A 23,470-nucleotide genomic window follows, 5' to 3' on the forward strand; every position below is an offset into this window, starting at 1 on the left:
ATTTTATTCTTTTTGGTTGAAAACTGACCATGCGTTTCCCCTCCTGATTTGATCTTGTGCACATTCCTATATACTGGCGCGCGCACTGGGGGACCCCCGTGCCAGTGAGTAAAGCCGTCATGGCCGTGATACTGCATACGACTTGAAAGGATCAGCTGTTTTGAAATTCGAACGATTCAAGAACTGGACCCTGAAAGGGAACCTGTTTGGGGGCGTCACCACGGCGGTTATTTCTTTGCCCCTCTCGCTGGCCTTCGGGGTAGCGTCAGGTGCCGGTGCCGAAGCCGGCATGTGGGGGGCCATTTTAGTAGGCCTGTTTGCTGCGTTGTTTGGTGGCTCTTCAACCCTTATCTCAGAGCCGACCGGCCCGATGACAGTGATCATGACCGCGGTACTCACCACCATGGTGTCACGTTACCCCGAAGGGGGCATGGCAATGGGCTTTACCGTGGTGATGATGGCGGGCTTATTCCAAGTGATCTTAGGAACCTTGAAGCTTGGAAAGTACGTCACTTTAATGCCATACAGCGTGATATCGGGCTTTATGTCCGGCATTGGCGTTATCTTGATCATTTTGCAGTTGCCGCCTTTACTGGGGCAAGGCACCCCTGACGGTGGCGTACTCGGGACCTTGCAAGCGCTGCCCGATCTCATCGCGCATACCCAACAAAGTGAGCTGCTATTAGGACTACTGACGCTGGGGATCCTCTTTTCTTTCCCACAAAAATATCGCCGTTATATGCCGGTGCAACTCGTTGCCTTGGTGGTGGTGACTTTGTTGTCAATGTGGTGGTTTGATCTTGAGGCGATTCGCCGTATTGGTGTGATTCCCACCGGCTTGCCCACTTTGATGCTGCCACACATTGACAGTGAGGTACTCACCACCATGATGGTGGATGCGTTAGTGTTGGGGACCTTGGGGTGCATTGATACCTTGCTCTCTGCGGTCATCGCTGACTCGTTGACGCGCGAAGAGCATGATTCGGATAAAGAACTGCGCGGGCAGGGACTGGCCAACATGGTGGCGGGATTATTTGGCGCTTTGCCGGGCGCGGGTGGCACCATGGGCACGGTGGTCAATGTGCAAGTGGGCGGACGTTCACCCTTTGCGGCCATTGTGCGCGCCCTTATTTTAGCGGCGGTGATCTTGGTCGCAGGCTTTTTGACTGAGCCCATCCCGATGGCGGTGCTGGCGGGTATCGCTATTTATGTGGGGTTCAATATCCTTGACCGCACCTTTATCCAACGTGCCCACAAAGTCAGCTTACATCAAACCGTGATCATGTATGGGGTGATGATATTGACCGTGCTGGTGGACTTAATTGTGGCAGTGGGTGTGGGCGTGTTTATTGCCAATATTATTGCCATTGAACACTTAAGCCGTGAGCAAGAAAAGCAGGTCAAAGCGATCAGTGATGCGGATGAAGATGACGTCCCCTTGAGTGAGATGGAAAGGGCTTTATTAGATAGCGCCAACGGAAAAGTGTTGTTTTTCTATCTCTCAGGCCCAATGATATTCAGTGTCTCGAAAGCGATTGCACGTCAGCACAGTAAAATTGAGGAATTCGATGTCATGATCTTAGACCTCAGTGACGTGCCCATGATTGATATGACCGTCGGCCTCGCGCTGGAAAATGCGATCAAAGATGCGGTTGATGCCAATTGCCAAGTTTTTCTGCTCTGCCCCCATCAAAAAACACGGGATCAGCTTGAGCGCTTGCATGTTAAAAATTGGCTCACCGACGATCATACTTTTGATAGCCGTTATGACGCACTCCGTGCCGCGCACCGAGTGACCGAGGTCATGCCTTAAAAGAACGGGAGCTTATGAAAGCCATCGACATCAAAGACCTGGTCAAAACCTATGGGACCAGTGTTAAGGCGCTAAAAGGGGTATCGCTCTCTGTCGAGGAGGGCGATTTTTATGCGCTATTGGGGCCAAATGGGGCGGGTAAATCCACCACCATTGGCATTTTGAGCTCACTGGTGAATAAAACCCAGGGGCAGGTGAGCATTTTTGGCTACGATCTCGATACCCAAAAGGTGGAGGCCAAAAAGCAGATCGGACTGGTGCCACAAGAGTTTAACTTTAACCAGTTTGAGAAAGTGGAACAAATCGTGGTGAACCAAGCGGGTTACTATGGTGTGCCCCGCGACCAAGCCAAATTACGCGCGAAAAAATATCTCTCGCAGCTCGATTTATGGGATAAGCGCCATGAGCCTGCCCGTAATTTATCGGGGGGCATGAAGCGTCGCTTAATGATTGCCCGCGCGTTGATGCATGAGCCTCGCCTGTTGATTTTGGACGAGCCAACCGCCGGTGTCGATATTGAGCTGCGTCGTTCCATGTGGGACTTTCTCACTGAGATAAACCGGCAAGGGATCACCATCATTCTTACCACCCATTACCTTGAAGAAGCCGAAACCTTGTGTCGCAACATCGGTATTATCAATCGAGGAGAGCTGGTGGAAGATACCTCCATGAAGGCCTTGCTGGCGAAGCTGGACGCAGAGACGTTTATCCTTGATTTACAGCCGGGGCATAAACTGAGCACCTTAGACGGTGTTAATTGGCAGAAAACCGATACCAATACCTTGGAAGTGGAAGTGAATAAGTCAGTCGGATTGACCCCTGTCTTTGACCAGTTGTCGCAACAAGGGGTGCAGGTGCTGTCGATGCGCAACAAGGCAAACCGCCTTGAGGAGTTATTTGTCACCTTAATTCAGCAAAATGGGGAGGAGCGTGCATGAATGCTTTGTATTGGGTGGCCTTTCGCACCCTGATTCATAAAGAAGTGGCGCGCTTTACCCGTATCTGGGTGCAAACCTTGGTGCCGCCCGCGATTACCATGAGCCTCTATTTTATTATTTTCGGTAATCTTATTGGCTCGCGGATTGGCCAGATGGAAGGTTTCTCCTACATGGAGTATATCGTGCCCGGGCTTATCATGATGTCGGTGATCACTAACTCGTACTCGAACGTGGCATCGTCTTTCTTTAGTGCCAAGTTCCAACATAATATTGAGGAGTTGTTGGTCGCCCCCATTCCAAACTACGTGATCATTGCCGGCTACATTGGTGGTGGCATGTGTCGGGGGTTAGCGGTCGGCGCCTTGGTGACCATGACCTCCCTGTTCTTCGTCGATTTGCAGATAGCGCATCCGCTGATTGTGATTACCACCGTGGTGTTGACCTCGGCGGTGTTTGCACTGGGTGGACTGATTAACGCTATTTTCGCCAAAACCTTTGACGATATTAGCCTGATCCCTACCTTTATCTTGACGCCACTAACTTACCTAGGGGGGGTGTTTTATTCGCTCTCCCTGCTGCCTGAGTTTTGGCAGGGCGTGTCAAAACTGAACCCGATTGTGTACATGGTGAACGCGTTCCGGTACGGCTTTCTTGGCGTGTCAGATGTCGGCATCATGACATCGTTTGGGGTGCTGATGCTGTTCATCATCGGGCTGTATGCCCTGGCGTGGGGCTTGATTTCCAAAGGAACAGGCTTGCGTAGTTAACGACCTCGCAGTACCAATAATTCGGTTTGATACCGGATACAAAAGCCCCGGCCATCATGGCCGGGGCTTTTTATTGCTGGCTTGAACAATGACGCCTGATGGTGTGCTGACGCTTAGTTAAACAAACCTTTTAGCCACCCGACCGGGTCTGACTGACCACAGCGTTTGGCAAACTGCCCATCAATGTCCCAAATCGGTAGCGACATTTCACCACGACAATTCAGCTGGTACTGACTGCCTTGCTGGGTCACGGCGACTGTGGTGACGTTAGCCGGCCATGATAACGTCAGCGCACTGGCGCCTCGGCGACTGAGATAATCATCATAGACACGCAATGCCCCTGAAGCGCCGGTGAGCCCAGTTGATTGGTTATCGTCGCGGCCAAGCCACACCGTGGTGACTTCTTTATCATCGATACCGACAAACCAACTATCGCGGTTATCATCTGTGGTACCAGTTTTGCCCGCGAGTGCCACATTGCCATGGCGACGCGTCAAGTAGCGTCCCGTCCCTTGCTGAACGACCTGCTTCATCGCGTATAGCGTTAGCCAGCCAGCTTGCTGAGGCACGACACGCTCTGCTTTTGGCCAGTTTTGATAAAGGTTTTGTCCCTCTTTGGTGGTGACCGCACGTAAGGCGGTTAAGGGGGCACGTTGCCCACCACTGCCGAGCGTTTGGTAGATTTGGGTAACGTCGAACGGACTCATGCTAAACGCGCCAAGAAGCAAAGACGGTACCTGAGGGATATTCTCGGTATTGGCGCCCAGTTTGCCGAAGGTCTTGATCACCTCATCTAACCCCAGCTGCATGCCGAGATTTACCGTCGGGACGTTATAAGACTTGGCAAGAGCGGTGAGTAAGGACACACGGCCTCGGTATTGGCGGTCATAGTTGCGCGGTTGCCAGCGACTGCCTTGACTGCCTTCTAAACGAATGGGTTTATCGTCAATCTTGCTGGTGAGCTGGAAACGTTCCGGGTGGCTCAACGCGGTCAGATACACCGCCGGTTTTGACAGTGAGCCGATGGGGCGTTTGGCGTTTAATGCGCGATTAAAGCCTGCGAAGCCCGGGCGTGCACCGCCGACCATGGCACGGACTTCACCGCTGCGGCGGTCGGCAATCACCGCTGCCGCTTCAAGCTTGTTACCTGCTCGGCCTTTAAGTGCCTTGACCTTATCGACGACTGCGCCTTCAATCGCTTGCTGTGAGACAGGGTCGAGCGTGGTAAATATACGCAGCCCTTCGCCCGCGGCATATTTGTCCCCGACATTGTGGCGGATCTCTTCTTTGAGCTGATCAAAGTAGGCGGGCTGGGGACGCGATAGTGTGGGGGTGGCCTGAATATCGAGCGGACGACTGGCGGCGGCATCATAATTGGCACTGGTGAGCAGATTTTGCTCGAGCATCAAGCGCAGCACCAGGTCGCGTCGTGTTTTCGCGCGTTCAGGGTGGCGGAAGGGATTGTAATAAGATGGCCCTTTTACCATGCCAACCAGTAGCGCGAGTTGATCAACACGTAGCTCACTGATAGGACGACCGAAATACAAGCGCGCCCCTAAAGGAAAACCGTGTACGGGCTCACCACGGTTTTGGCCGAGGTAAACCTCATTGAGGTAGGCCTCAAGAATTTTGTCTTTGCTATAGCGAAAATCCAGGATCAGTGCCATGTAAGCTTCTTGTACCTTACGCCACAAGGTGCGATCACGGGTAAGGAACAAGTTCTTAGCTAACTGTTGAGTCAGCGTCGAGCCTCCTTGCACGGTGCGCCCTGCGCGAATATTGGCAACCAAGGCACGCAAAATACCCGTAGGCGAAACGCCTTCGTGATGATAGAAGTCTCTGTCTTCCGTGGTGATCAAGGCTTCAACTAAAAACTCAGGGAAACGCTCGCGTGGCAAGAATAAGCGTTGCTCACGAATGCCGGACTCCATCATGCCCAATAGCTTGGGTTCGATACGCAATAACCCCAGCGGTTGTTGGCTGCTTACCTCGGTGATTTTACCCACTTGGCCGTCAGCAAAGCTCAACATCGCATGACGTGCCGGCGCGGGCCCATCTTCAAAATCAAATGGACGACGAATGATCTCAAGCCGGGTGCTTGACGCCGAGTACTCGCCAGGGCGTTTTGGGGTGCGTACCTTCTGATAATTAAGCGCATCCAGTTGCTGTCGTAGCTGTGAGAGGGAAAAATCGCTACCAGGAGACAGGTTGATGACTCGGCCATAAACGACCCCAGGAAGCTGCCAAATCTGGCCGCTGAATCTGTCTTGGATTTTGCCATCTAAATAGATCCCTAACATGACCACGGCGGCAATCCCGACGAGGCTGCACTTTAGCCCTAAGCCTAACAGGCGTTTCCCCCAACTTGGTTTGGTCGGCGTCTTCTTGGGCTGGCGTTTGGGTGATGAACGTTTTTTATTGCTCGGGCGTGAGCGTGTTTTTTTCTCTGCCATACAATAGCTTAACTCTGATTAAAATGGCGCTTGGTTTTTCGGGTTGGCACATGGTTGGCCGGATCATCAGGCCAAAGGTGTTTAGGGTAGCGCCCTTTCATTTCTTTTTGCACCTCTTTGTAGCTGCCTTGCCAAAAGCCCGCCAGATCTTGGGTAATTTGTAGCGGGCGTCCAGCGGGGGAAAGTAGCTCTACTTGTACCGTCACCTTGCCGTACGCCAGGGTGGGCGTTTGGGCCTGCCCGTACATCTCTTGCATTTTCACCGCTAAGACGGGCGCACTGTCTGGCGTATAGCGCAAAGGATAACGTGAGCCCGTTGGGACGGTCATATGTGTGGGCAGCGCCGCGTTCAATTGTTGGGTGACCGCAAAGCCGAACCAAGCTTCTAACACGGGCTTGAGATCTAGCTGCTGCAGGGTTTGCCAGCGCGACATGCCGTGAATAAATGGCGCGAGCCAGGTATCGAGCGATGCCAATAAGTCGTCGTCGCTAAGTGGCGGTAGCATAATATCTAGTCCCCAGGCTTGCGCGCAGCGGGCGCGGGTGAGCAAGGACTGGCTGCTGCGTTGCCAGTTCAACGCATCAATGCCTTTTTGGCGTACGGCGTCTAATAATCCTTGCGCCTGCTGCTCAGCACTGAGTGTATTCAGTGGCTCACGATAAAGCACTAATTCGCCGAGGCGTTGCTGTTTTTCTGCTTTTAGCGTGCCGCGATGGTCGTCCCATTGTACGACCTCATGTTGACGTAATAAGTCGGGGCGCATCTGTTGTAGCGTGTCCAGTGAAAGCGCCATGGCACTGTAGGCGCGGCTGTCGTGTTGCTCGCCGGCCATCACATCACAAACCACGATTGCCTCAGCGTGACTGAGTGCGTCTTGACTATCGAGTGTCACGCCGTGACCATTGGCCATCATAAAGCGTCCCGTTTTTCCCCGTCTCAATGCGACTCTATCTGGCCAGGTGTTGGCGGCCAGCAGTGGCAACATGGCTTCATCGAGGGAGCGTTGCAATCTTATCCCAAGTGTCCGTGCCAGTGATTGGGCGCGGTCTTGATAGTCTTTGTGAGCCATGACCGATTGTAATTGGTCAACCAGCGCCAGCGATGATCTTGAGGTCATGGGCTTGTCGGCCCAGGCGGCGAGCCAGCAGGCGGTGGATAACACAGAGGTGTCCTCCTTTTCAGCCCGAGCCAACATGGCGGCAGCGCGTGGGCTAGCCGCCAATTGAATGGCACGTTGCCCCAGCGCGGTGAGTCCTTGGCGCGTATCAATCAGCCCCAATTGTGTCAGCCTGATACAGGCCGCTTGCCAATGCTTGGTGGGCGGCACGTCAAGCCAATGTAAATCTTTCACATCACAGCCCCACTGGATGACATTGAGGGCAAGATCGGTTAAGTCTTCTCGTAAGATCGGCGCGGTAGGAGTGGCTGGTAAGCGTTGAAACTGCTCTTCGCTGTATAGGCGTAGGCACTGTCCTTCCTCAAGGCGACCGGCGCGACCTGCGCGTTGAATGGCAGCACTGCGTGTGATCTGCCGTGTTACTAGCTTATCGATACCCGTTTGTGCTTGATGGATAACCATCCGCTCAAGTCCCGCATCGATCACTAACCGGATCCCTTCGATGGTTAAACTGGTCTCAGCGATATTAGTTGTGAGCACTAACTTACGCCTCCCAGGAGAAGGAGGGGCGATCGCGGCGTGTTGCGCCGAGGCGTCAAGGCTACCGTGAAGACGATGCAAATCCATGTCATCAGGGAGGCGCCCTTCTAGGGCAGCATAAACCTGTCTAATCGTGCTCACACCGGGGAGAAAGAGTAGGGCCGATCCCGCGTGTTGAGCGATAAAATCAAGGCTGGCGCTAGCCACTGCGCTGGCCCATTGTGAATGCCGTGACAGTGGGTGATAGTGATAATGAATCGGGTAGCTGCGCCCTTCAGTTGTCAGGGTCAGGGCGTCGGGTAAATGTTGCGCCAAGGCGTGGTTATCTAAGGTCGCAGACATGACCATCAGACGCAGATCATCTCGCAAGCCAGCTTGGCAATCTAGACTCAAGGCGAGCGCGAGATCGGCATGCAGGCTGCGTTCGTGAAACTCATCGAACATGACCACACTCACGCCATCAAGCATGGGGTCGGTTTGCAGCAAACGTGTCAGCACCCCCTCAGTGACCACCTCTACACGCGTTTGAGCACTGACTTTGGTCTCTCCCCGCATGCGTAAACCGATGGTTTGGCCTATCGGCTCACCCAGATGCTGGGCGAGGAAGCGGGCAATATTGCGCGCGGCGAGCCGACGGGGCTCTAGTAGCACGATTTTTCCCGGCAGTGAGGCCTGCTCAAGCAACGCAAGGGGTAAGCGCGTCGACTTACCCGCGCCCGGTGGTGCGGATAAGAGGATCTGCGGATAGGTCGCGAGCCCGTCTATCAGGTCGGGTATCACGGCATCAATGGGAAGCTGAGACAAGAATTCGCCCTTTGTGTCAGAATCAAAGTGACTATTTTAACGGACTGAGCGTAAAAGGAGAGCCCATGCGACTATTTTTCGCATTAGGTTTGGACGAGAAAACCAATCAAGCCGCTCGGGAGCAACTGGTTCGCTACCACCATCATCTTTGTGGTGAGGGGCGCGCGGTGCCCGATCAGAACTTACACCTCACCTTGGCGTTTTTAGGTGAGGTCCCTGATACCAAACTCCCTGCGCTCCAAGCCGCGGCAAGTAACCTGGCTCTGCCTGCGTTTTCTCTCACAACCTCAGGTGTTGAAGTATGGGAGCAGCCGAAAATTGCGTGTGTAACCTTCAACCACCCCCCGCCGGTATTGTTTGATCTAGCCCATCACTTACAAACCTTACCCGTTTGGCACGCAAAAGCGGACAGTCATGCGTTTACGCCGCATATTACCTTGCGTCGTGGCGTCAAGCATCAACAAGCTTTACACCTACCACCTCTGCCAACACAGACATTTGCCTGTCAACGGTTTGGGTTATATGCTTCGCCTTCCTCCGCGTCGGATGAATCGATACCGCGAGATAATGAGGGGCGGGCGTTATACCAATGCCTGCATCAATTCAGCCTTTGTTAATCACCAGCAGGAACGGCAGATGCAGTTTTCCCCACCATTGGCGTCGGCAACCTTAGTACGCCGCTACAAACGTTTTTTAACCGATGTCACGCTGGCTAATGGCGAGTCGCTGACCATGCATTGTGCCAATACCGGGGCGATGACCGGTTGTGCGACGCCAGGCGATACGGTTTGGTATTCCACCTCCGATAATAGCAAACGTAAATACCCGCATAGTTGGGAGCTCAATCATACCCAGCAGGGACACTGGATTTGTGTCAACACGGCGCGTGCTAACCCCTTAGCGGTTGAAGCGGTGCAGGCAGGTAGTATTCCTGAACTAGTGGGGTATCGACAATTACAGACGGAAGTACGCTATGGCAGCGAAAACAGTCGCATAGACCTACTATTACGTGACGATGACAAACCTGACTGCTATATAGAAGTAAAGAGTGTCACATTATTGGAGGAAGACGGCTGGGGGGCGTTTCCGGATGCTGTCTCCAAGCGTGGGCAAAAGCACTTGCGTGAATTGATGGCGATGGCAGAGCAAGGACATCGTGCGGTCTTATTATTCGTTGTTTTGCACTCAGGGATTGAAAAAGTCACAGGCGCCCCCCATATCGACCCGGATTATAACCAGTTATTAAATCAGGCGCTGGCGTCAGGGGTAGAAGTGATCTGCTATCAGGCTCAGATGTCGCCGAGTGAGCTAAATCTGGTTAATTCCGTACCTTTTGTTGGTCATACTGCAAAAGTGTAAGCATGTTCACATTGGGCGTTGCGCGGCGTAAATCAAAGATTGCCACCCTAAAGGCTTTCTGCTATAGATAGCGCCCTCATTTGACAGACACGGGTCATGTCAAGGTTTTTTAGGAGAAGCTGAATGCCAGAAAGCAAAGAAAAGAAATCGCTGGGCATCCTGGCCATTGCCGGATTAGAGCCATACCAGGAGAAACCTGGAGAGGAGTATATGGGAGAGGCTCAGCTTGAGCATTTCCGTAAAATCCTCAATGCGTGGCGTAATCAGCTCAGGGAAGAAGTCGACCGCACCATGAATCATATGAAAGATGAGGCGGCCAATTTCCCCGATCCTGTCGATCGTGCAGCACAGGAAGAGGAATTCAACCTAGAGCTGCGTAACCGCGATCGCGAGCGCAAGCTGATTAAGAAGATCGATAAGACATTGCAGCGTATCGAAGATGATGACTTCGGCTTTTGCGACTCGTGTGGTATCGAAATTGGGGTGCGCCGCTTAGAAGCTCGCCCAACAGCAGAGTTGTGTATTGATTGTAAAACACTGGCTGAGCTAAAAGAAAAGCAAATGGCTGGCTAACGCTGGCGCGTTATATTTGCACTCATTGTTCGCTCGCCGTGGTTGGCAGAGAGAAAGCAGACAGAAAAAAGGGAGCCTCGGCTCCCTTTTTGTGTTTTAGGGTGCTTGTGTTAGCGCAAGATCCCCGTACAATTTGCGCTATTCACTCTCGCTGCAGGCGTCGCAACTACTGTCTATGCGCTTATCATGACTTCGCAGACCGCTTATATTGGCCGTTTTGCCCCTTCCCCGTCGGGCCCGCTACACTTTGGCTCATTGGTGGCGGCACTTGGCTCGTATTTAGATGCGCGCGCACACCATGGGCAGTGGCTGGTTCGGATTGAAGATATCGATCCGCCTCGCGAGCAGCCGGGCGCCGCGAGTGACATTTTGCGCACGCTGGAGGCGTTTGGTTTTGCGTGGGACGGAGAGGTGCGTTACCAAAGCCAGCACCTTTCTGATTATCAAGCGCAGATTGACGCTTGGTTAAGCGCTGGGCAGGCGTATTATTGCACCTGTACCCGGCGGCAAATCAAAGAGGCGGGTGGCGTTTACCCAGGTTGGTGTCGTGATAAAGATAAAGGGGCGCAAGCGGCGGCGGTGAGACTAAAAAGCCCTGTCGAGGTACTCGCTTTTCAGGACAGGTTGCATGGTACGCTTGGTCTTGATGCGCACCTTGCCAATGAAGACTTTATCATTAAACGACGCGACGGCTTGTATGCGTATAATCTTGCGGTGGTACTCGATGATATCGATCAAGGCGTGACCGATATCGTGCGTGGGGCGGATTTGATTATGCCGACAGGGCGCCATATCGCGTTGTACCAACAACTCGGCCAACCCGTGCCGCGTTATTTACACCTGCCTCTGGCTGTCAATGCAGAGGGACATAAGCTTTCTAAGCAAAACCGGGCCCCTGCCATTGATAATCAAGCGCCGCTTCCAGCTTTACGCGCAGCGATGACGTTTCTTGGTTTGCATGGAGTGGCTGAGCAAGAGGTGGAGAGTCCCACCCAATTATTAGACCTGGCGGTTAAGCGTTGGTCGTTGGCACAGATACCGAGAAAAACGGAAGTGACGACAGCATTCTAAAATGGCCCACCCTGATATATTATATGCCGCTGTTTCATGGCCCGAACAATTAAATACGAGGTGAGCTATCTTTAATCGAGTGACCAGCTTTTGCCGTAAGGTTCTGAATCGTGATAGTAAAACACGCGCAATTGAGGATCTTAAGTTGGAAGTTATCCCCCGCAAAGCACATGGCATTTCGCGCAAAGGTATCAGCGAAAATGCGCTGAAAGTGCTTTATCGCCTGCACAAAGCGGGCTTTGAAGCGTACCTCGTTGGTGGCGGTGTGCGAGACCTTTTATTGGGGCGTGAACCCAAAGACTTTGATATTGCCACCGATGCCACCCCAGATGAAGTCAAAAAGCTGTTTCGTAACTGTCGACTCATTGGGCGGCGTTTTCGTCTTGCCCACATCCTATTTGGCCGCGATGTGATTGAGGTGGCCACATTCCGAGGCCACCACGGCAAAGGCGAGAAAGATAAGCAAACGGCTCGCTCAGAAGATGGGATGCTATTGCGTGACAATGTATATGGCACCATCGATGAAGACGCGCAGCGCCGTGACTTTACGGTGAACGGGCTGTATTACAATATCGCCGACTTTTCTATTCGGGATTACGCAGGGGGGCTTGATGATCTCAATAACCGCGTTATCCGCCTGATCGGTGATCCTGAAACGCGCTACCGTGAAGATCCAGTACGGATGTTACGCGCGGTGCGCTTTGCGGTTAAGCTCGATATGACGATTAACAGCGCGACCGCCGCGCCGATTGTCGAGCTTGCGCCGTTATTGCAAGATATCCCAGCCGCTCGAATGTTTGAAGAAAGCTTGAAGTTGTTGCAATCCGGTCAAGGGGTCGCGACATATCAAATGTTGCGCGAGTACAATTTATTTCAGCAACTCTTCCCGGCAGTGGCCGCACACTTTACCGAGACACAAACCAGCCAAACAGAGCAAATGCTAGAGCAGGTATTACGCTCAACCGATAAGCGGGTGGTCAACGAACAACGCATTAACCCGGCTTTCTTATTTGCCGCCATGCTGTGGTATCCCTTGGTGACACGGGCAGAAGAAATGGCATTTGAAAGTGGCTTGAGCTACTACGACGCCTTCATGGTGGCCGCCAGTGATATTGTGGATGAGCAAGTGAAGACCATCGCCATTCCGCGGCGCTTCACCGCCATGATACGTGAAGTGTGGCAATTGCAAATGCGCATGACGCGTCGCACCGGGGCGCGTGCGTTTAAAACGTTGGACGAGAAAAAATTCCGTGCCGCGTTTGATTTGCTTGAGATGCGCGGTGCGGTAGAAGGTGAAGAGACAGAAGCGCTGTGTGCGTGGTGGCGAGACTTTCAGCGTGCGGATCAAAGTGGCCGCCAAAAAATGGTGCGTGCGATCAATAAAGCTCATAATACGCGTAAACCCAAGTCTCGTCGACGTAAAGGGCCGCCACGTCGGCGTAAACCGCAGTCAAATTCAGACGCATGAATCGGGTATATATCGCCATTGGCAGCAATCTCGGTGATCCTGTAGAAAAAGCCAAACAGGCGATTGCTGCGTTAAAGTCACTGCCGCAGAGTCATTTTGTGGCAGCGTCAGCCCTTTATACCAGCAAACCCATGGGGCCGGCCGATCAGCCCGATTATGTTAATGCCGTCGCGGCGCTGGACACTCAGCTTGACCCTCTGACACTATTGGATGCAACACAAGCGATTGAGCTTGATTATGGCAGGGAACGCAAAGCAGAGCGTTGGGGACCAAGAACCTTGGACCTTGATATTCTACTCTATGGCAATCGCGTCATCGACGAGCCGCGACTGACGGTGCCACATTATGGCATGAAAGTGCGTGAGTTCGTGCTTTATCCACTTGCCGATATCGCCCCCGACTTGTGCTTGCCTGATGGCAGCACCCTCGCCGCGTGCCTGACGCGCGTTGATCGCAATGGTTTAACTCGTATTTGCGATCACGTTTAATCGGTGGGCCCCAGTTTCAGGCTTTGGGAGACACAATGAAAAAAATCACAATTACCGATCTGATCACTTGGAAGCAGCAAGGACAGAAATTTGCGTCCTTGACTGCCTATGATGCGAGCTTTGCTCAATTGTTTGAGCAGCAGGATGTGCCTGTTTTATTGGTTGGCGATTCGTTAGGCATGGTGCTGCAAGGTAAAAGCGATACCTTGTCGGTATCGGTTGACGAGCTGGCGTACCACACCCGCTGTGTCCGAGCAGGGAGTCCAAATAGTTTGCTAATGGCCGACATGCCATTTATGAGCTGTGCCACCCCTGAGCAAGCCTGCACCAATGCCGCAGCATTGATCAAAGCGGGCGCCAATATGGTCAAAGTCGAGGGCGGATCATGGTTGGTTGATACGGTGAAAATGCTCACTGAGCGCGCCGTGCCGGTTTGTGCGCACTTAGGTCTTACCCCGCAATCGGTGAATATCTTTGGTGGCTTTAAAGTACAAGGCCGTGAGGAAGAAAAAGCCGAGCAAATGGTAGCCGATGCGGTCGCGCTAGAAAAAGCCGGCGCGCAGATCATTGTGCTGGAATGCGTCCCCGCCTCACTGGCCAAGCGCATTACTGAAACCGTGTCTGTGCCTGTGATTGGGATTGGCGCGGGCGGTGACACCGATGGTCAAATTTTGGTCATGCATGATATGCTCGGCGTATCGGCAAATTACATGCCTAAGTTCTCGAAAAACTACTTGGCAGAGACCGGTGATGCGCGTGCGGCAGTGGCTAAGTATGTGCAAGAAGTGGCGAGTGGCGAATTTCCCGGTTCCGCCCACACGTTTAAATAGAGAGACCGAGTATGCAGGTAATTTCTGAGGTGGCGCCACTGCGCGATCACATTAATCAGTGGCAAAAAGCGGCCAAGCGCATCGCCTTTGTGCCGACCATGGGGAATCTCCATCAAGGGCATTTAACCTTGGTGCGCAAAGCCCGGGAGCAAGGCGATGTGGTGGTGGTCAGCATTTTTGTTAATCCGATGCAATTTGATCGCGCGGACGACTTAACCAACTACCCGCGTACATTGGATGATGATTTGACCAAGTTGCGTGAGGAGGGCGTGGAGTTGGTGTTTACACCAACGGCCGATACCCTCTATCCACACGGACTGGATGCACACACTAGAGTTGAGGTGCCAGGACTTTCAACTATGTTAGAAGGGGCATCGCGCCCCGGTCATTTCCGTGGTGTCGCCACTGTGGTGAGCAAACTCTTTAATTTGGTGCAGCCGGCGGTGGCCTGTTTTGGCGAAAAAGACTTTCAGCAATTGGCGGTGATCCGCAAATTGGTGGCAGACATGGCTATGCCGATTGAAATTATTGGTGTGCCTACCGTGCGTGAAAGTGATGGGTTGGCGATGAGCTCTCGTAATAACAACCTAACCGTCGATGAGCGTCAACGTGCACCAGTGCTGGCGAAAACCATGCGCTGGATGAGTGCGCAAATGCGTAATGGGCGTCGTGATCTCGATGATCTGATTGAAGATGCTCACGATCAACTGCGTGCGGCGGGGTTACAGCCTGATGAATTTTATATTCGTGACGCCACGTCTCTTGCGCAATTGCATGAAAACAGCCGACAAGCGGTGATTCTCGTCGCCGCCTATCTTGGTACGACACGCCTTATTGATAACCTGACGGTGGAGCTGCATCGAGCCGTCGAGAAAGCGGACAAAGCTGATCCTAGTGGCGATTAATGTGTCGTCGCTTAGCCGTCAGCGTCCATAAAATACGAAATCCGGGTGCGCGGCTTCAGGTATTCTTTTACCGCGTCTGGCAGTTTAGAGATAGGCACAGCCGTGTCTATCTCTAGCTCACTGTCACGCATGTCAATGATGGTGGCTTGATCGGAAGGAATATCCGGGTCATAAATCATCACATTGGGTTTAAGCAGGGCAGAGCTGTTCACCGAGATAATCATGCCGAGATCGTCATTCGACAACTTTACCACCGTTCCTGGCGGATAAACGCCCATCATCTTGACAAATAGTGCCAACAGACGCGGGTTGAATTTGGCTTTATTGTCTTTAAAAAGATGAGACAAGGCGGCAAAAGGCATCCGTGCGGATGCGCCAAACTGAGGACGACATAAGCGGTCAAAAAAGTTCACCATACTGACAATCTGCGCCGCTTCGTCGATGTCATCGCCCAATAGGCCTTTGGGGAAGCCACTGCCGTTAGCAAACTCGTGGTGCTGGGCAATGATGGTTTCGACCTCAGGGGTACACTCTTCCATTTCTGCTACTAGCTCCGCCCCATAATTAACATGTTGACGGTAGTAATTCATTTCCGGCTCTGTCAGTCGCTCCTTTTTTCGCACGATGGCCGACGGCACCTTCTTGGTACCGATATCATGCAGCACTGCGCCGGTGATCAGCGAGCGAAGCTGGTCATTGTCGTACCCGTTACTGCGTGCCAACATCAGCGCGAGAACGGCCACATTCAGTGAGTGCGCATACATGTCTTCTGCCAAACTCGGATCGTCCATCAGGTGCAGGGTGACATTCGACTCGCTACCAAAGACCATCATGCTATCGACGAGCATGCGGACATCCTCGTTCGCCGCTTGAGGACGGTTGGCCGCTTTCATATTGATCGCCCGCAGTTGTGCCATTGAACGTTGATAGTGCTTCTGCACTTTTTGAATGCGTGCGCGAAAGCGGCGTTGCTCTTCTATTCGCTGTTGTTTTTCCTGCTCCATCGCCGCTTTTTCTCGGCTGACTGCATGTGGATCGACTTCATCCGGGTTTTCTTTTTTTTCTGTCAGCGCGGGTAAGGGGACTGTCGTACTTTTATCTGGGTAGTAGTAGACAAAGCTTGTTGGGAGCGAGCGTATTACCTTCGCTTGTGCCTCGCTTTCTATTTGAAAACGATTAAGCATAAATGGATGATCGCGCCATTTTAGCGGCAGTTTGATATAAAGACCCGCTTGAAGTCGCTCTGTTGAGAGTTTAATGCTACTGGCTGACATGCGTTAATGACACTCGATCCATGAGGTAAAAGACAAGAATAACCACCAATAGATTACCATAAACAGGCGCTATTGAGTAAAAAGCCTAATCGCTATCGCACTGAACGAAAATTGACTTAAAGGGTAGCAAAAAGTGTCAGAGTAGGGGGGATTCGCTGTCGCAGTAAGGTGCGGCCTGCAAGGTGCGGCCTGCAAGGTCACCGACACGGTGTCGGCATAAAAAAATCCCCACTCGTTTGAGCAGAGATTTTTTTAAATATGGTGCCCGGAGGTGGAATAGATTGCGGCCTGCAAGGTGCGGGCTGCAAGGTCACCGACACGGTGTCGGCATAAAAAAATCCCCACTCGTTTGAGCAGGGATTTTTTAAATATGGTGCCCGGAGGTGGAATAGATTGCGGCCTGCAAGGTGCGGGCTGCAAGGTCACCGACACGGTGTCGGCATAAAAAAATCCCCACTCGTTTGAGCAGGGATTTTTCTTAAGTATGGTGCCCGGAGGCGGAATCGAACCACCGACACGGGGATTTTCAATCCCCTGCTCTACCGACTGAGCTATCCGGGCTAAGGTGCTCTATTTAATAGCATTAACCTAAGAATGTCAAAGTCTATTTAACTGACGCATTCCATGGGTATAAACCTGAATTCCTGCCTGGCATATCGACTTTTTGTGATCTTATTCATTAATTTGCATTGACAAAAAGCCACATAAAGGTGTCTTTGCTTTGTCATTTATCCCACCTGATTTTCTTATCTTATTGTTTTTTAATTTCTATTTTTGATGGTGCTGATTCATAAACAAGGCATTGACCAAAACCGCCTCAGCAAAAATAAGGCCTTATATAAGTTGTTCGATTGATTATTGCTACACTTATTCAACAAGCCAATGAGATGTCTTTTTTTGACAACCGTTTAGGGCGGTTCAGCCATGCAAATAGAACTCGGAGAATCTCTCGACGTTTCTCACGTACAGCAGGCCAAAGCGGACTGGGAGGCGAAAGTCGCGGACGCCTCTTCATGTGTGATTGACGCGAGCCAACTGAGCCGAATCGATGGTGCTGGCCTGCAGTTGTTATTGGCGTGGGTACTGACTTGTGATGATGTTGAGTGGTTGAACGTCCCTGACTGCCTGTGTATCTCAGCGCAACAGACTGGCATGACCACCTTATTGAAACTACATAGTTGATCGACGGAGTTGGAGTAAGAGGATGGCAAATATACTCGCAGCGGATGATTCGGTATCCATTCGGCAAATGGTGAGCCACACATTAAAGGAGGCAGGTTATCACGTTGAGACGGCCAACGACGGGGCCGATGCATTGCGAAAAGCAAAGTCTAAAACGTTTGATTTGATCATCTCCGACGTCAATATGCCGGTAATGGATGGCATTGAATTTGTTAAACAAGTGAGAGAGGTGCAGCAATATAAGTTTACGCCTATCTTGATGCTTACCACCGAAGGCTCTGCTGAGAAAAAGTCGGCGGGGAAAGCGGTGGGCGCGACTGGATGGATCGTCAAACCCTTTAACCCCGATACCTTATTGAAAACACTCAAGCGTGTGCTGTAAGGCACATCAACGGAGGGGGATATGGCCATGGATATGGATCAATTGCGACGCATTTTCTACGAGGAATGTCGCGAGAACCTTGAAGTGCTCGAAAGAGGCCTGCTCGCACTCGACCTCGGTGCAGCAAATTTTGAATCCATGAATACCATTTTCCGTGCCGCGCACTCGATTAAAGGTGGCGCGGCGACTTTTAATCTTGACGATATCAGCCACTTCACCCATGTGATGGAAGCCTTGCTTGATGAGGCACGCGAGGGCAACCGACAACTCGATAGGCAAACCATTGATATTCTCCTGCGTGGTGTGGATTGCATTCTCACGATGCTTGAGGCTTACGAAAATGACGCTGAGTACGACAAAAGCGAACCCGATGCAGTCAATGCCGCCCTCAATGCGATCATGGATAGTGATGATTCTGCCTCTTCCTCATCAAGCGATCTCTCCTCGGCGCCGTTGTCGACTGACCTGGCCCCGCAAGAGCCGGCCGGCTCAGATATCGAAAAGTGGGCAATCTGCTTTGTGCCGGATCCAGCGATGTTATTTTCAGGCAATGATCCTGTCCGGATTTTGCGTGAGTTACATGCATTACCTGGTGGGGCGGAGGTTCGTTGTGACTCTACCCACCTACCAACCTTTGCGCAGCTAGACCCAGAAAAGCTGTATTTACGGTGGGATATTCAGGTTGATGGTCATGTCCCACGCGATGAAATCGAAGCGATTTTCGAATGGGTTGAAGACGAATGCGATCTCACCATTACCCCCATTCATCGTAGCGTGCCCAGTGATATGGATGCCGCGTCTACTGCGGCGGAAGCGCCTGTCACTGAGCCACAAACGTCGGAAAATACCTCATCTTCCGAGCCAACCCCCGCTGTCAAGAAAGCTAACAAACCCGCGGCGAAAAGTGATGCCAGTGTCTCCTCGATCCGCGTGGACATCGATAAAGTCGATAACCTAATCAACCTCGTGGGCGAGCTAGTGATTACGCAGTCGATGTTGGCAGAGTTAAGTAGTGACTTCTCCCCTGAGCGGCTTGAGCAATTGCAATCTGGCCTTGAGCAACTGATGCTCAATACTAAAGAGCTGCAAGAAAGCGTGCTCAATATCCGTATGTTGCCCATCAGTTTTGCTTTTAACCGCTTCCCTCGCTTGATTCGCGACCTATCCTTGCAATTGGGAAAGCGAGTGGAGTTAGTGATTGAGGGGGAGAATACCGAGCTCGATAAAACCGTGCTTGAGCGCATTTCTGATCCGCTGGTTCACTTGGTTCGCAACGCGGTTGATCATGGCTTAGAAACCCCGGCAGTACGCATGGAAAAAGGCAAGCCAGAAACTGGGATGGTGCATCTGAACGCTTATCATCAAGGTGGCTCGATTGTCATTGAAGTCAGTGACGATGGCTCAGGTCTGGATAAAGAAAGGGTTTGGCGAAAAGCACTTGATAAAGGGCTGATTTCTGATGATATCCCGCTCTGTGAATTGACGGATAGCCATGTATTTAACCTGGTTTTTTCCCCAGGCTTTTCAACCGTGGAACAGGCGTCTGATGTTTCTGGACGTGGGGTGGGCATGGATGTGGTACGGCGCAATATCGAGCAGTTAGGTGGCAATATTGATGTGCACTCAACGGTAGATCAAGGCTGTTCCTTCCAAATCAGCTTGCCGCTGACACTGGCGATTCTGGACGGTCAACTGGTGAAAATCGCAGAAGAAGTCTACGTGGTGCCTTTGATTTCTATCATTGAATCGCTTCAGGTGGATAGTCGCCAAATTAAGACCGCATCCGGTGTGCAGCTCTATCGCTTGAGAGAAGAAAATATTCCCATTCTTCGACTCAAAGAAGAATTTGGCTTGGGCAGTACTGACGATGATCTCGATAAACAACTGCTGTGTTTGGTGGAAGCGGGAGATAAAAAGGTCGGCCTGTTACTTGATGAGCTACTTGGTCAGCAGCAAGTGGTGATTAAAAGCTTGGAGTCCAATTACGCTCGCGTACCGGGTATTTCTGGCGCGACCATTTTAGGCGATGGCTCTGTTTCTCTCATCTTAGATATTCAAGGCTTGATCACGCAGTTTTTAGCCCGTGTCAGTGATGCGAGCGGCCATATTGCCGCGGCATAAGGAGATGATATGCAGACGGGAGTGGAATCAGACACTGTGCTTGATATTGATGACCGTGTTGAGCAACTGCAAGGCAGTGATTATCTGAGTTTCGAACTCGATGGCGAGCTGTATGGCGTGGACATTCAAATGGTGGAAGAGATCCGTGTTTGGTCGCCTCCCACGCTTATCCCACGCTCACCGGCATTTATTCTTGGCGTAATCAACTTGCGTGGGATGATCGTGCCGGTGATGGATCTACGCATCCGCTTTCAAGCCTCTCAAGTGGACTATCATCGAGAGACGGTGGTGCTGATTCTGCGAGCCAGCGAGATGGCCAATGGCAAAATTATGGGCGTCGTGGTTGATGCCGTCTCGGATGTGGTGGACCAAGGGGAGGGACAAATTATGCCTCCACTCGGTGATTCTCAAGTGATTGCTTATGTCAGCGGCTTACTCAATGTTGGCGAACGGGTGATGTCATTGGTGAATGTCGATGAGCTGTTGCGTATCGAGCGATGGATATAGGAGAGAGTATGACGCAATCGCGAGAATACTTAAGTTTCTTACTCGAAGATGAAGAATACGGCGTCCATATACTCGATGTGAAAGAAGTAAGAGGGTGGTCGGACGTTCGCCGTATCCCTAACACCCTGCCTCACATGTTAGGGGTGCTGGAGCGACGGGGAGAATACATTCCGATTATGGATATTCGTCAGTGCTTTGACATGCCCCCCGCAACGATCAGCGCCACGAGCGTCATTATTATCGTACGTAGCCAACAAGGAGTGTCGCTTGGCATCGTGGTGGATGCGGTAGCAGAAGTACACAATTTGGAAGAGCAGCAAATTAAGGATCCTCCGGGGCTTCATCATCAGGATGAGTGGTATATGAAAGGCATTGCGGCGGTGAATGACAGACACCTGGTATTAATTAATTTGGAGCAGTTGTTCGACTTTGATCAGTTACAACAAAGCGCACAACCGGAAAGTGCAAACGAGGACTAGAATATGGCGTGGTTTAAAAGGGAAGCAAAGCAAGACAACCAACAGACCAAACAGAATGTGCAGCTTCTCGCGGCACTGAATGTCTCGCCTGCTGCACTTGTGATGCTTGATAGTCAGCTGCACGTCACCTTAATCAATCGGCGTGCGTTGCAACTGTTGCAATGTTACCAGGCTGCGATTCGCGAACGTGGCAACGAGGATTTTATCGCGAAAAGTGAGGTACTCGTTGGTCAACCCATGAGCCGCATACTCGCAACTGACGTAGTCGACTACCAACAGTGGGAGCAGCTTATCGACGACAAACCATCCGTCCAAACCATTGAGTTAGGCGCGGGTAAGTTGCGCGTGTCTGCCAGTAAAGTCGCTGATGGAGACAGCTACAGTGTTGAGCTGTGTGATGTGACGGCACGTGCCCACCAAACCGAAGAACATAAACGCCTTAAAGCGGCGCTGGACCATACCCACAGTGCCTTTGTCTTACTCGGAGCACACGGTGAGATCACGCATGTGAATGAGCAGGCAGTGACATTGTGCCAACAGTATGAGAAAGCCTTCTGCGCGAAAAATAGTGCCTTTGCCGCCAGCCGTGACGACATTCTTGGCAAATACATTGACTATTTATTCCCTCAACTGCAGCGCGAAACCTTTCTGAATCCTGAAAAAATGCCCATTAACCGGGATATCCGCCTTAAAGAGGCGCGTTTTGAGTTTCATGCTACCGCCAACTACGACCGTCATGGAAAGCATATCGGCACGACGATTGAGTGGCGTGATGTCACGATAAAGCGCAAAAAAGAGTCAGAGCACTCGTTGCTTGCTGCCATTGTGGAAGGAATGACCACCAATGTCATGCTGGCCGACAAAGACGGCATTATTCGTTACCTCAATCCGGCTGTGACCAAATTATTCAAAAGTCGTGAGAGTGAAATGCGTGAAATCTTCCCCAACTTCTCAGTGGATAAGCTGGTGGGGTCCAGTATTGATCAATTCCATAAAAATCCTGCGCACCAACAGTCTGTGATTGCCAACCCAGACTGTATGCCTTACCGAGCGGAAATCACGTTGGGGAAACTCGAATTTGCGTTGAGTTGTATTGCGCTTTATGACGATGATGGGGAATACATCGGGCCAGGGTTGCAATGGGAAGATATCACTGAGCAGATGGATGGCCAGCGCCAGGTTGAACGACTGATTGCGAGTGCTGCGGAAGGCAACCTCACTGCAAGAATGAACACCAGTCAATACCGTGGCTCTATGGCGAAACTCGGCAACGGTATCAATCAATTATTGGATAGCTTTATTGATCCGGTGAACGAGTCTATTCGCGTCATGCAGGGCGTATCTAAAGGCGACCTGAAAATGACCATGTCGGAAGACTACAAAGGCGACTTTGACGTTCTCAGCCGAGCGATTAATACCTCGATCAACAATGTTCGTAATATGGTTGAAAAGATCACGCACTCGTCGGCAAGGGTGGCGTCAGCGTCAGCCGAAATTGCTGAGGGTAATAATGATCTCAGTGAGCGCACCGAAGAGCAGGCAGCTAACTTACAAGAAACTGCGGCGAGCATGGAGCAAATGACCGCGACGGTAAAGCAAAATGCCGAGAGCGCATCATCGGCGAATTTGGCGTCGAGTAAGGCCAGTGAAAAAGCGAGCAAGGGCGGTGATGTAGTCAAAGAAACCATTGAAGCGATGGCGGAAATCAATGATGCCAGCAAGAAAATTGCCGATATTATTGGGGTGATTGATGAAATCGCCTTCCAGACCAATTTGCTTGCCTTGAATGCGGCGGTGGAAGCGGCGCGTGCGGGGGAGCAAGGACGTGGCTTTGCCGTTGTGGCGGGTGAAGTGCGTAGCTTGGCACAACGCAGTGCGGGCGCAGCGAAAGAGATCAAAGACTTAATCAAGGACAGTGTGGAAAAAGTCGCGCAAGGCTCGAAGCTGGTGGATGATTCAGGCGCGATGCTTGGAGAGATTGTCGCCTCTGTGTCTGAGGTCTCTCAGCTCATTGATAGGATCAATGTGGCAAGTCAAGAGCAAGCCACAGGTATTGATGAAATCACCCGTTCCGTGGCTCGGATGGATCAAATGACGCAACAAAACGCGGCCTTAGTCGAAGAGGCTGCAGCTTCTAGTCAGGCGATGCGGGAAGAAGGTGCAGAGTTAATCAACCTGGTTGGTTTCTTTCAAGTTGACATCGATGCTGAAAAGTTAGCGGATCTTCATCCTCCTCACACTCAACGTAAAAGCGCGCCCAAGCACGCCAATAAAGCCGTTTCCAAGGCAAGAGGGAAATATTACCGCAATGGAGAAGCCGCCTACGAGCCTCGCCAAGTGAGCAGTCATCAAAAGCCTTCGAGTGATGAGGTCAGCGATGAGTGGGAGGAATTTTAAC

The 23,470-nt window shown here is 51.7% G+C and carries 20 protein-coding genes and 1 tRNA gene; 17 read left to right on the forward strand and 4 right to left on the reverse strand.

All coding sequences use genetic code 11. From position 1 onward, the window contains the following. Positions 1 to 160: 160 nt before the first annotated feature. Genes BGL48_RS14855 through BGL48_RS14865 form a run of 3 tightly spaced genes read left to right on the forward strand, consistent with a single transcriptional unit; the run spans position 161 to position 3,518 of the window. Complete coding sequence (locus BGL48_RS14855) at positions 161 to 1,813, forward strand: SulP family inorganic anion transporter (RefSeq protein WP_069363389.1); 1,653 nt, start codon at positions 161 to 163, stop codon at positions 1,811 to 1,813. Positions 1,814 to 1,827: 14 nt separating this feature from the next. Next, entirely contained in the window at positions 1,828 to 2,751 is a 924-nt protein-coding gene (locus BGL48_RS14860; protein WP_069363390.1) for an ABC transporter ATP-binding protein, read from the forward strand. Next, on the forward strand, positions 2,748 to 3,518 hold the full coding sequence (locus BGL48_RS14865; protein WP_069363391.1) for an ABC transporter permease: 771 nt from the start codon (positions 2,748 to 2,750) through the stop codon (positions 3,516 to 3,518). Before BGL48_RS14860 ends, BGL48_RS14865 begins: the two co-directional genes overlap by 4 nt. Positions 3,519 to 3,631: 113 nt before the next feature. Here BGL48_RS14865 and mrcB read toward each other — a convergent pair whose 3' ends face one another. Together mrcB and hrpB are read right to left on the reverse strand one after the other, a co-directional pair. Continuing rightward, on the reverse strand, positions 3,632 to 5,971 hold the full coding sequence (gene mrcB, locus BGL48_RS14870; RefSeq protein WP_069363392.1) for a penicillin-binding protein 1B: 2,340 nt from the start codon (positions 5,969 to 5,971) through the stop codon (positions 3,632 to 3,634). Between the two features lie 8 nt (positions 5,972 to 5,979). Next, a complete protein-coding gene (gene hrpB / locus BGL48_RS14875) occupies positions 5,980 to 8,433 on the reverse strand; it encodes an ATP-dependent helicase HrpB (RefSeq protein ID WP_069363393.1) in 2,454 nt (817 codons plus the stop codon). A gap of 65 nt (positions 8,434 to 8,498) precedes the next feature. On the opposite strand from hrpB, the gene thpR reads away from it, so the two are divergent. From thpR to panC, 8 genes are all read left to right on the forward strand, one after another. Continuing rightward, positions 8,499 to 9,050, forward strand: a complete 552-nt coding sequence (thpR, locus tag BGL48_RS14880; RefSeq protein ID WP_069363394.1) for an RNA 2',3'-cyclic phosphodiesterase — start codon at positions 8,499 to 8,501, stop codon at positions 9,048 to 9,050. Positions 9,051 to 9,069: 19 nt separating this feature from the next. Then, positions 9,070 to 9,792, forward strand: a complete 723-nt coding sequence (gene sfsA / locus BGL48_RS14885; protein ID WP_069363395.1) for a DNA/RNA nuclease SfsA — start codon at positions 9,070 to 9,072, stop codon at positions 9,790 to 9,792. A gap of 123 nt (positions 9,793 to 9,915) precedes the next feature. Further along, a complete protein-coding gene (gene dksA, locus BGL48_RS14890) occupies positions 9,916 to 10,365 on the forward strand; it encodes an RNA polymerase-binding protein DksA (RefSeq protein ID WP_046074011.1) in 450 nt (149 codons plus the stop codon). Positions 10,366 to 10,551: 186 nt separating this feature from the next. Continuing rightward, positions 10,552 to 11,436: a tRNA glutamyl-Q(34) synthetase GluQRS gene (gene gluQRS / locus BGL48_RS14895; protein WP_069363396.1), complete on the forward strand. Its 885-nt coding sequence runs from the start codon at positions 10,552 to 10,554 to the stop codon at positions 11,434 to 11,436. 103 nt (positions 11,437 to 11,539) lie between these two features. Beyond that, positions 11,540 to 12,904 (forward strand): polynucleotide adenylyltransferase PcnB, encoded by a 1,365-nt coding sequence (pcnB, locus tag BGL48_RS14900; protein WP_069363567.1) that lies wholly within the window; start codon positions 11,540 to 11,542, stop codon positions 12,902 to 12,904. Continuing rightward, positions 12,901 to 13,392: a 2-amino-4-hydroxy-6-hydroxymethyldihydropteridine diphosphokinase gene (folK, locus tag BGL48_RS14905; protein ID WP_069363397.1), complete on the forward strand. Its 492-nt coding sequence runs from the start codon at positions 12,901 to 12,903 to the stop codon at positions 13,390 to 13,392. Before pcnB ends, folK begins: the two co-directional genes overlap by 4 nt. A 35-nt stretch (positions 13,393 to 13,427) precedes the next feature. Then, positions 13,428 to 14,222: a 3-methyl-2-oxobutanoate hydroxymethyltransferase gene (panB, locus tag BGL48_RS14910; RefSeq protein WP_069363398.1), complete on the forward strand. Its 795-nt coding sequence runs from the start codon at positions 13,428 to 13,430 to the stop codon at positions 14,220 to 14,222. Positions 14,223 to 14,233: 11 nt separating this feature from the next. Further along, positions 14,234 to 15,127 carry a pantoate--beta-alanine ligase gene (panC, locus tag BGL48_RS14915; protein ID WP_069363399.1) on the forward strand — a complete coding sequence of 298 codons (894 nt, stop codon included), beginning with the start codon at positions 14,234 to 14,236 and terminating at the stop codon, positions 15,125 to 15,127. An 11-nt stretch (positions 15,128 to 15,138) separates the two neighbouring features. On the opposite strand, the gene BGL48_RS14920 is transcribed toward panC, so the two are convergent. Beyond that, the gene (locus tag BGL48_RS14920) at positions 15,139 to 16,401 is read right to left on the reverse strand and encodes an HD-GYP domain-containing protein (protein WP_069363400.1); all 1,263 of its coding nucleotides are present in this window, start codon (positions 16,399 to 16,401) and stop codon (positions 15,139 to 15,141) included. A 485-nt stretch (positions 16,402 to 16,886) separates the two neighbouring features. Further along, positions 16,887 to 16,962: transfer RNA gene (locus tag BGL48_RS14925), tRNA-Phe, on the reverse strand. Positions 16,963 to 17,325: 363 nt separating this feature from the next. On the opposite strand from BGL48_RS14925, the gene BGL48_RS14930 reads away from it, so the two are divergent. From BGL48_RS14930 to BGL48_RS14955, 6 genes are read left to right on the forward strand one after another with little or no spacing between them, the layout of a single operon-like run. Then, a complete protein-coding gene (locus BGL48_RS14930; protein ID WP_069363401.1) occupies positions 17,326 to 17,583 on the forward strand; it encodes an STAS domain-containing protein in 258 nt (85 codons plus the stop codon). Positions 17,584 to 17,605: 22 nt separating this feature from the next. Continuing rightward, positions 17,606 to 17,965 (forward strand): response regulator, encoded by a 360-nt coding sequence (locus BGL48_RS14935; protein WP_069363402.1) that lies wholly within the window; start codon positions 17,606 to 17,608, stop codon positions 17,963 to 17,965. Between the two features lie 21 nt (positions 17,966 to 17,986). Beyond that, positions 17,987 to 20,086 (forward strand): chemotaxis protein CheA, encoded by a 2,100-nt coding sequence (locus BGL48_RS14940; RefSeq protein WP_069363403.1) that lies wholly within the window; start codon positions 17,987 to 17,989, stop codon positions 20,084 to 20,086. Between the two features lie 9 nt (positions 20,087 to 20,095). Next, entirely contained in the window at positions 20,096 to 20,593 is a 498-nt protein-coding gene (locus BGL48_RS14945) for a chemotaxis protein CheW (protein ID WP_069363404.1), read from the forward strand. Between the two features lie 8 nt (positions 20,594 to 20,601). Beyond that, the gene (locus BGL48_RS14950) at positions 20,602 to 21,072 is read left to right on the forward strand and encodes a chemotaxis protein CheW (protein WP_069363405.1); all 471 of its coding nucleotides are present in this window, start codon (positions 20,602 to 20,604) and stop codon (positions 21,070 to 21,072) included. A 3-nt stretch (positions 21,073 to 21,075) separates the two neighbouring features. Then, entirely contained in the window at positions 21,076 to 23,469 is a 2,394-nt protein-coding gene (locus BGL48_RS14955) for a methyl-accepting chemotaxis protein (protein ID WP_069363406.1), read from the forward strand. Position 23,470 lies beyond the last annotated feature (1 nt).

This window comes from Salinivibrio sp. SS3 (genome assembly GCF_001722105.1).
Taxonomy (GTDB): Bacteria; Pseudomonadota; Gammaproteobacteria; order Enterobacterales; family Vibrionaceae; genus Salinivibrio; species Salinivibrio kushneri.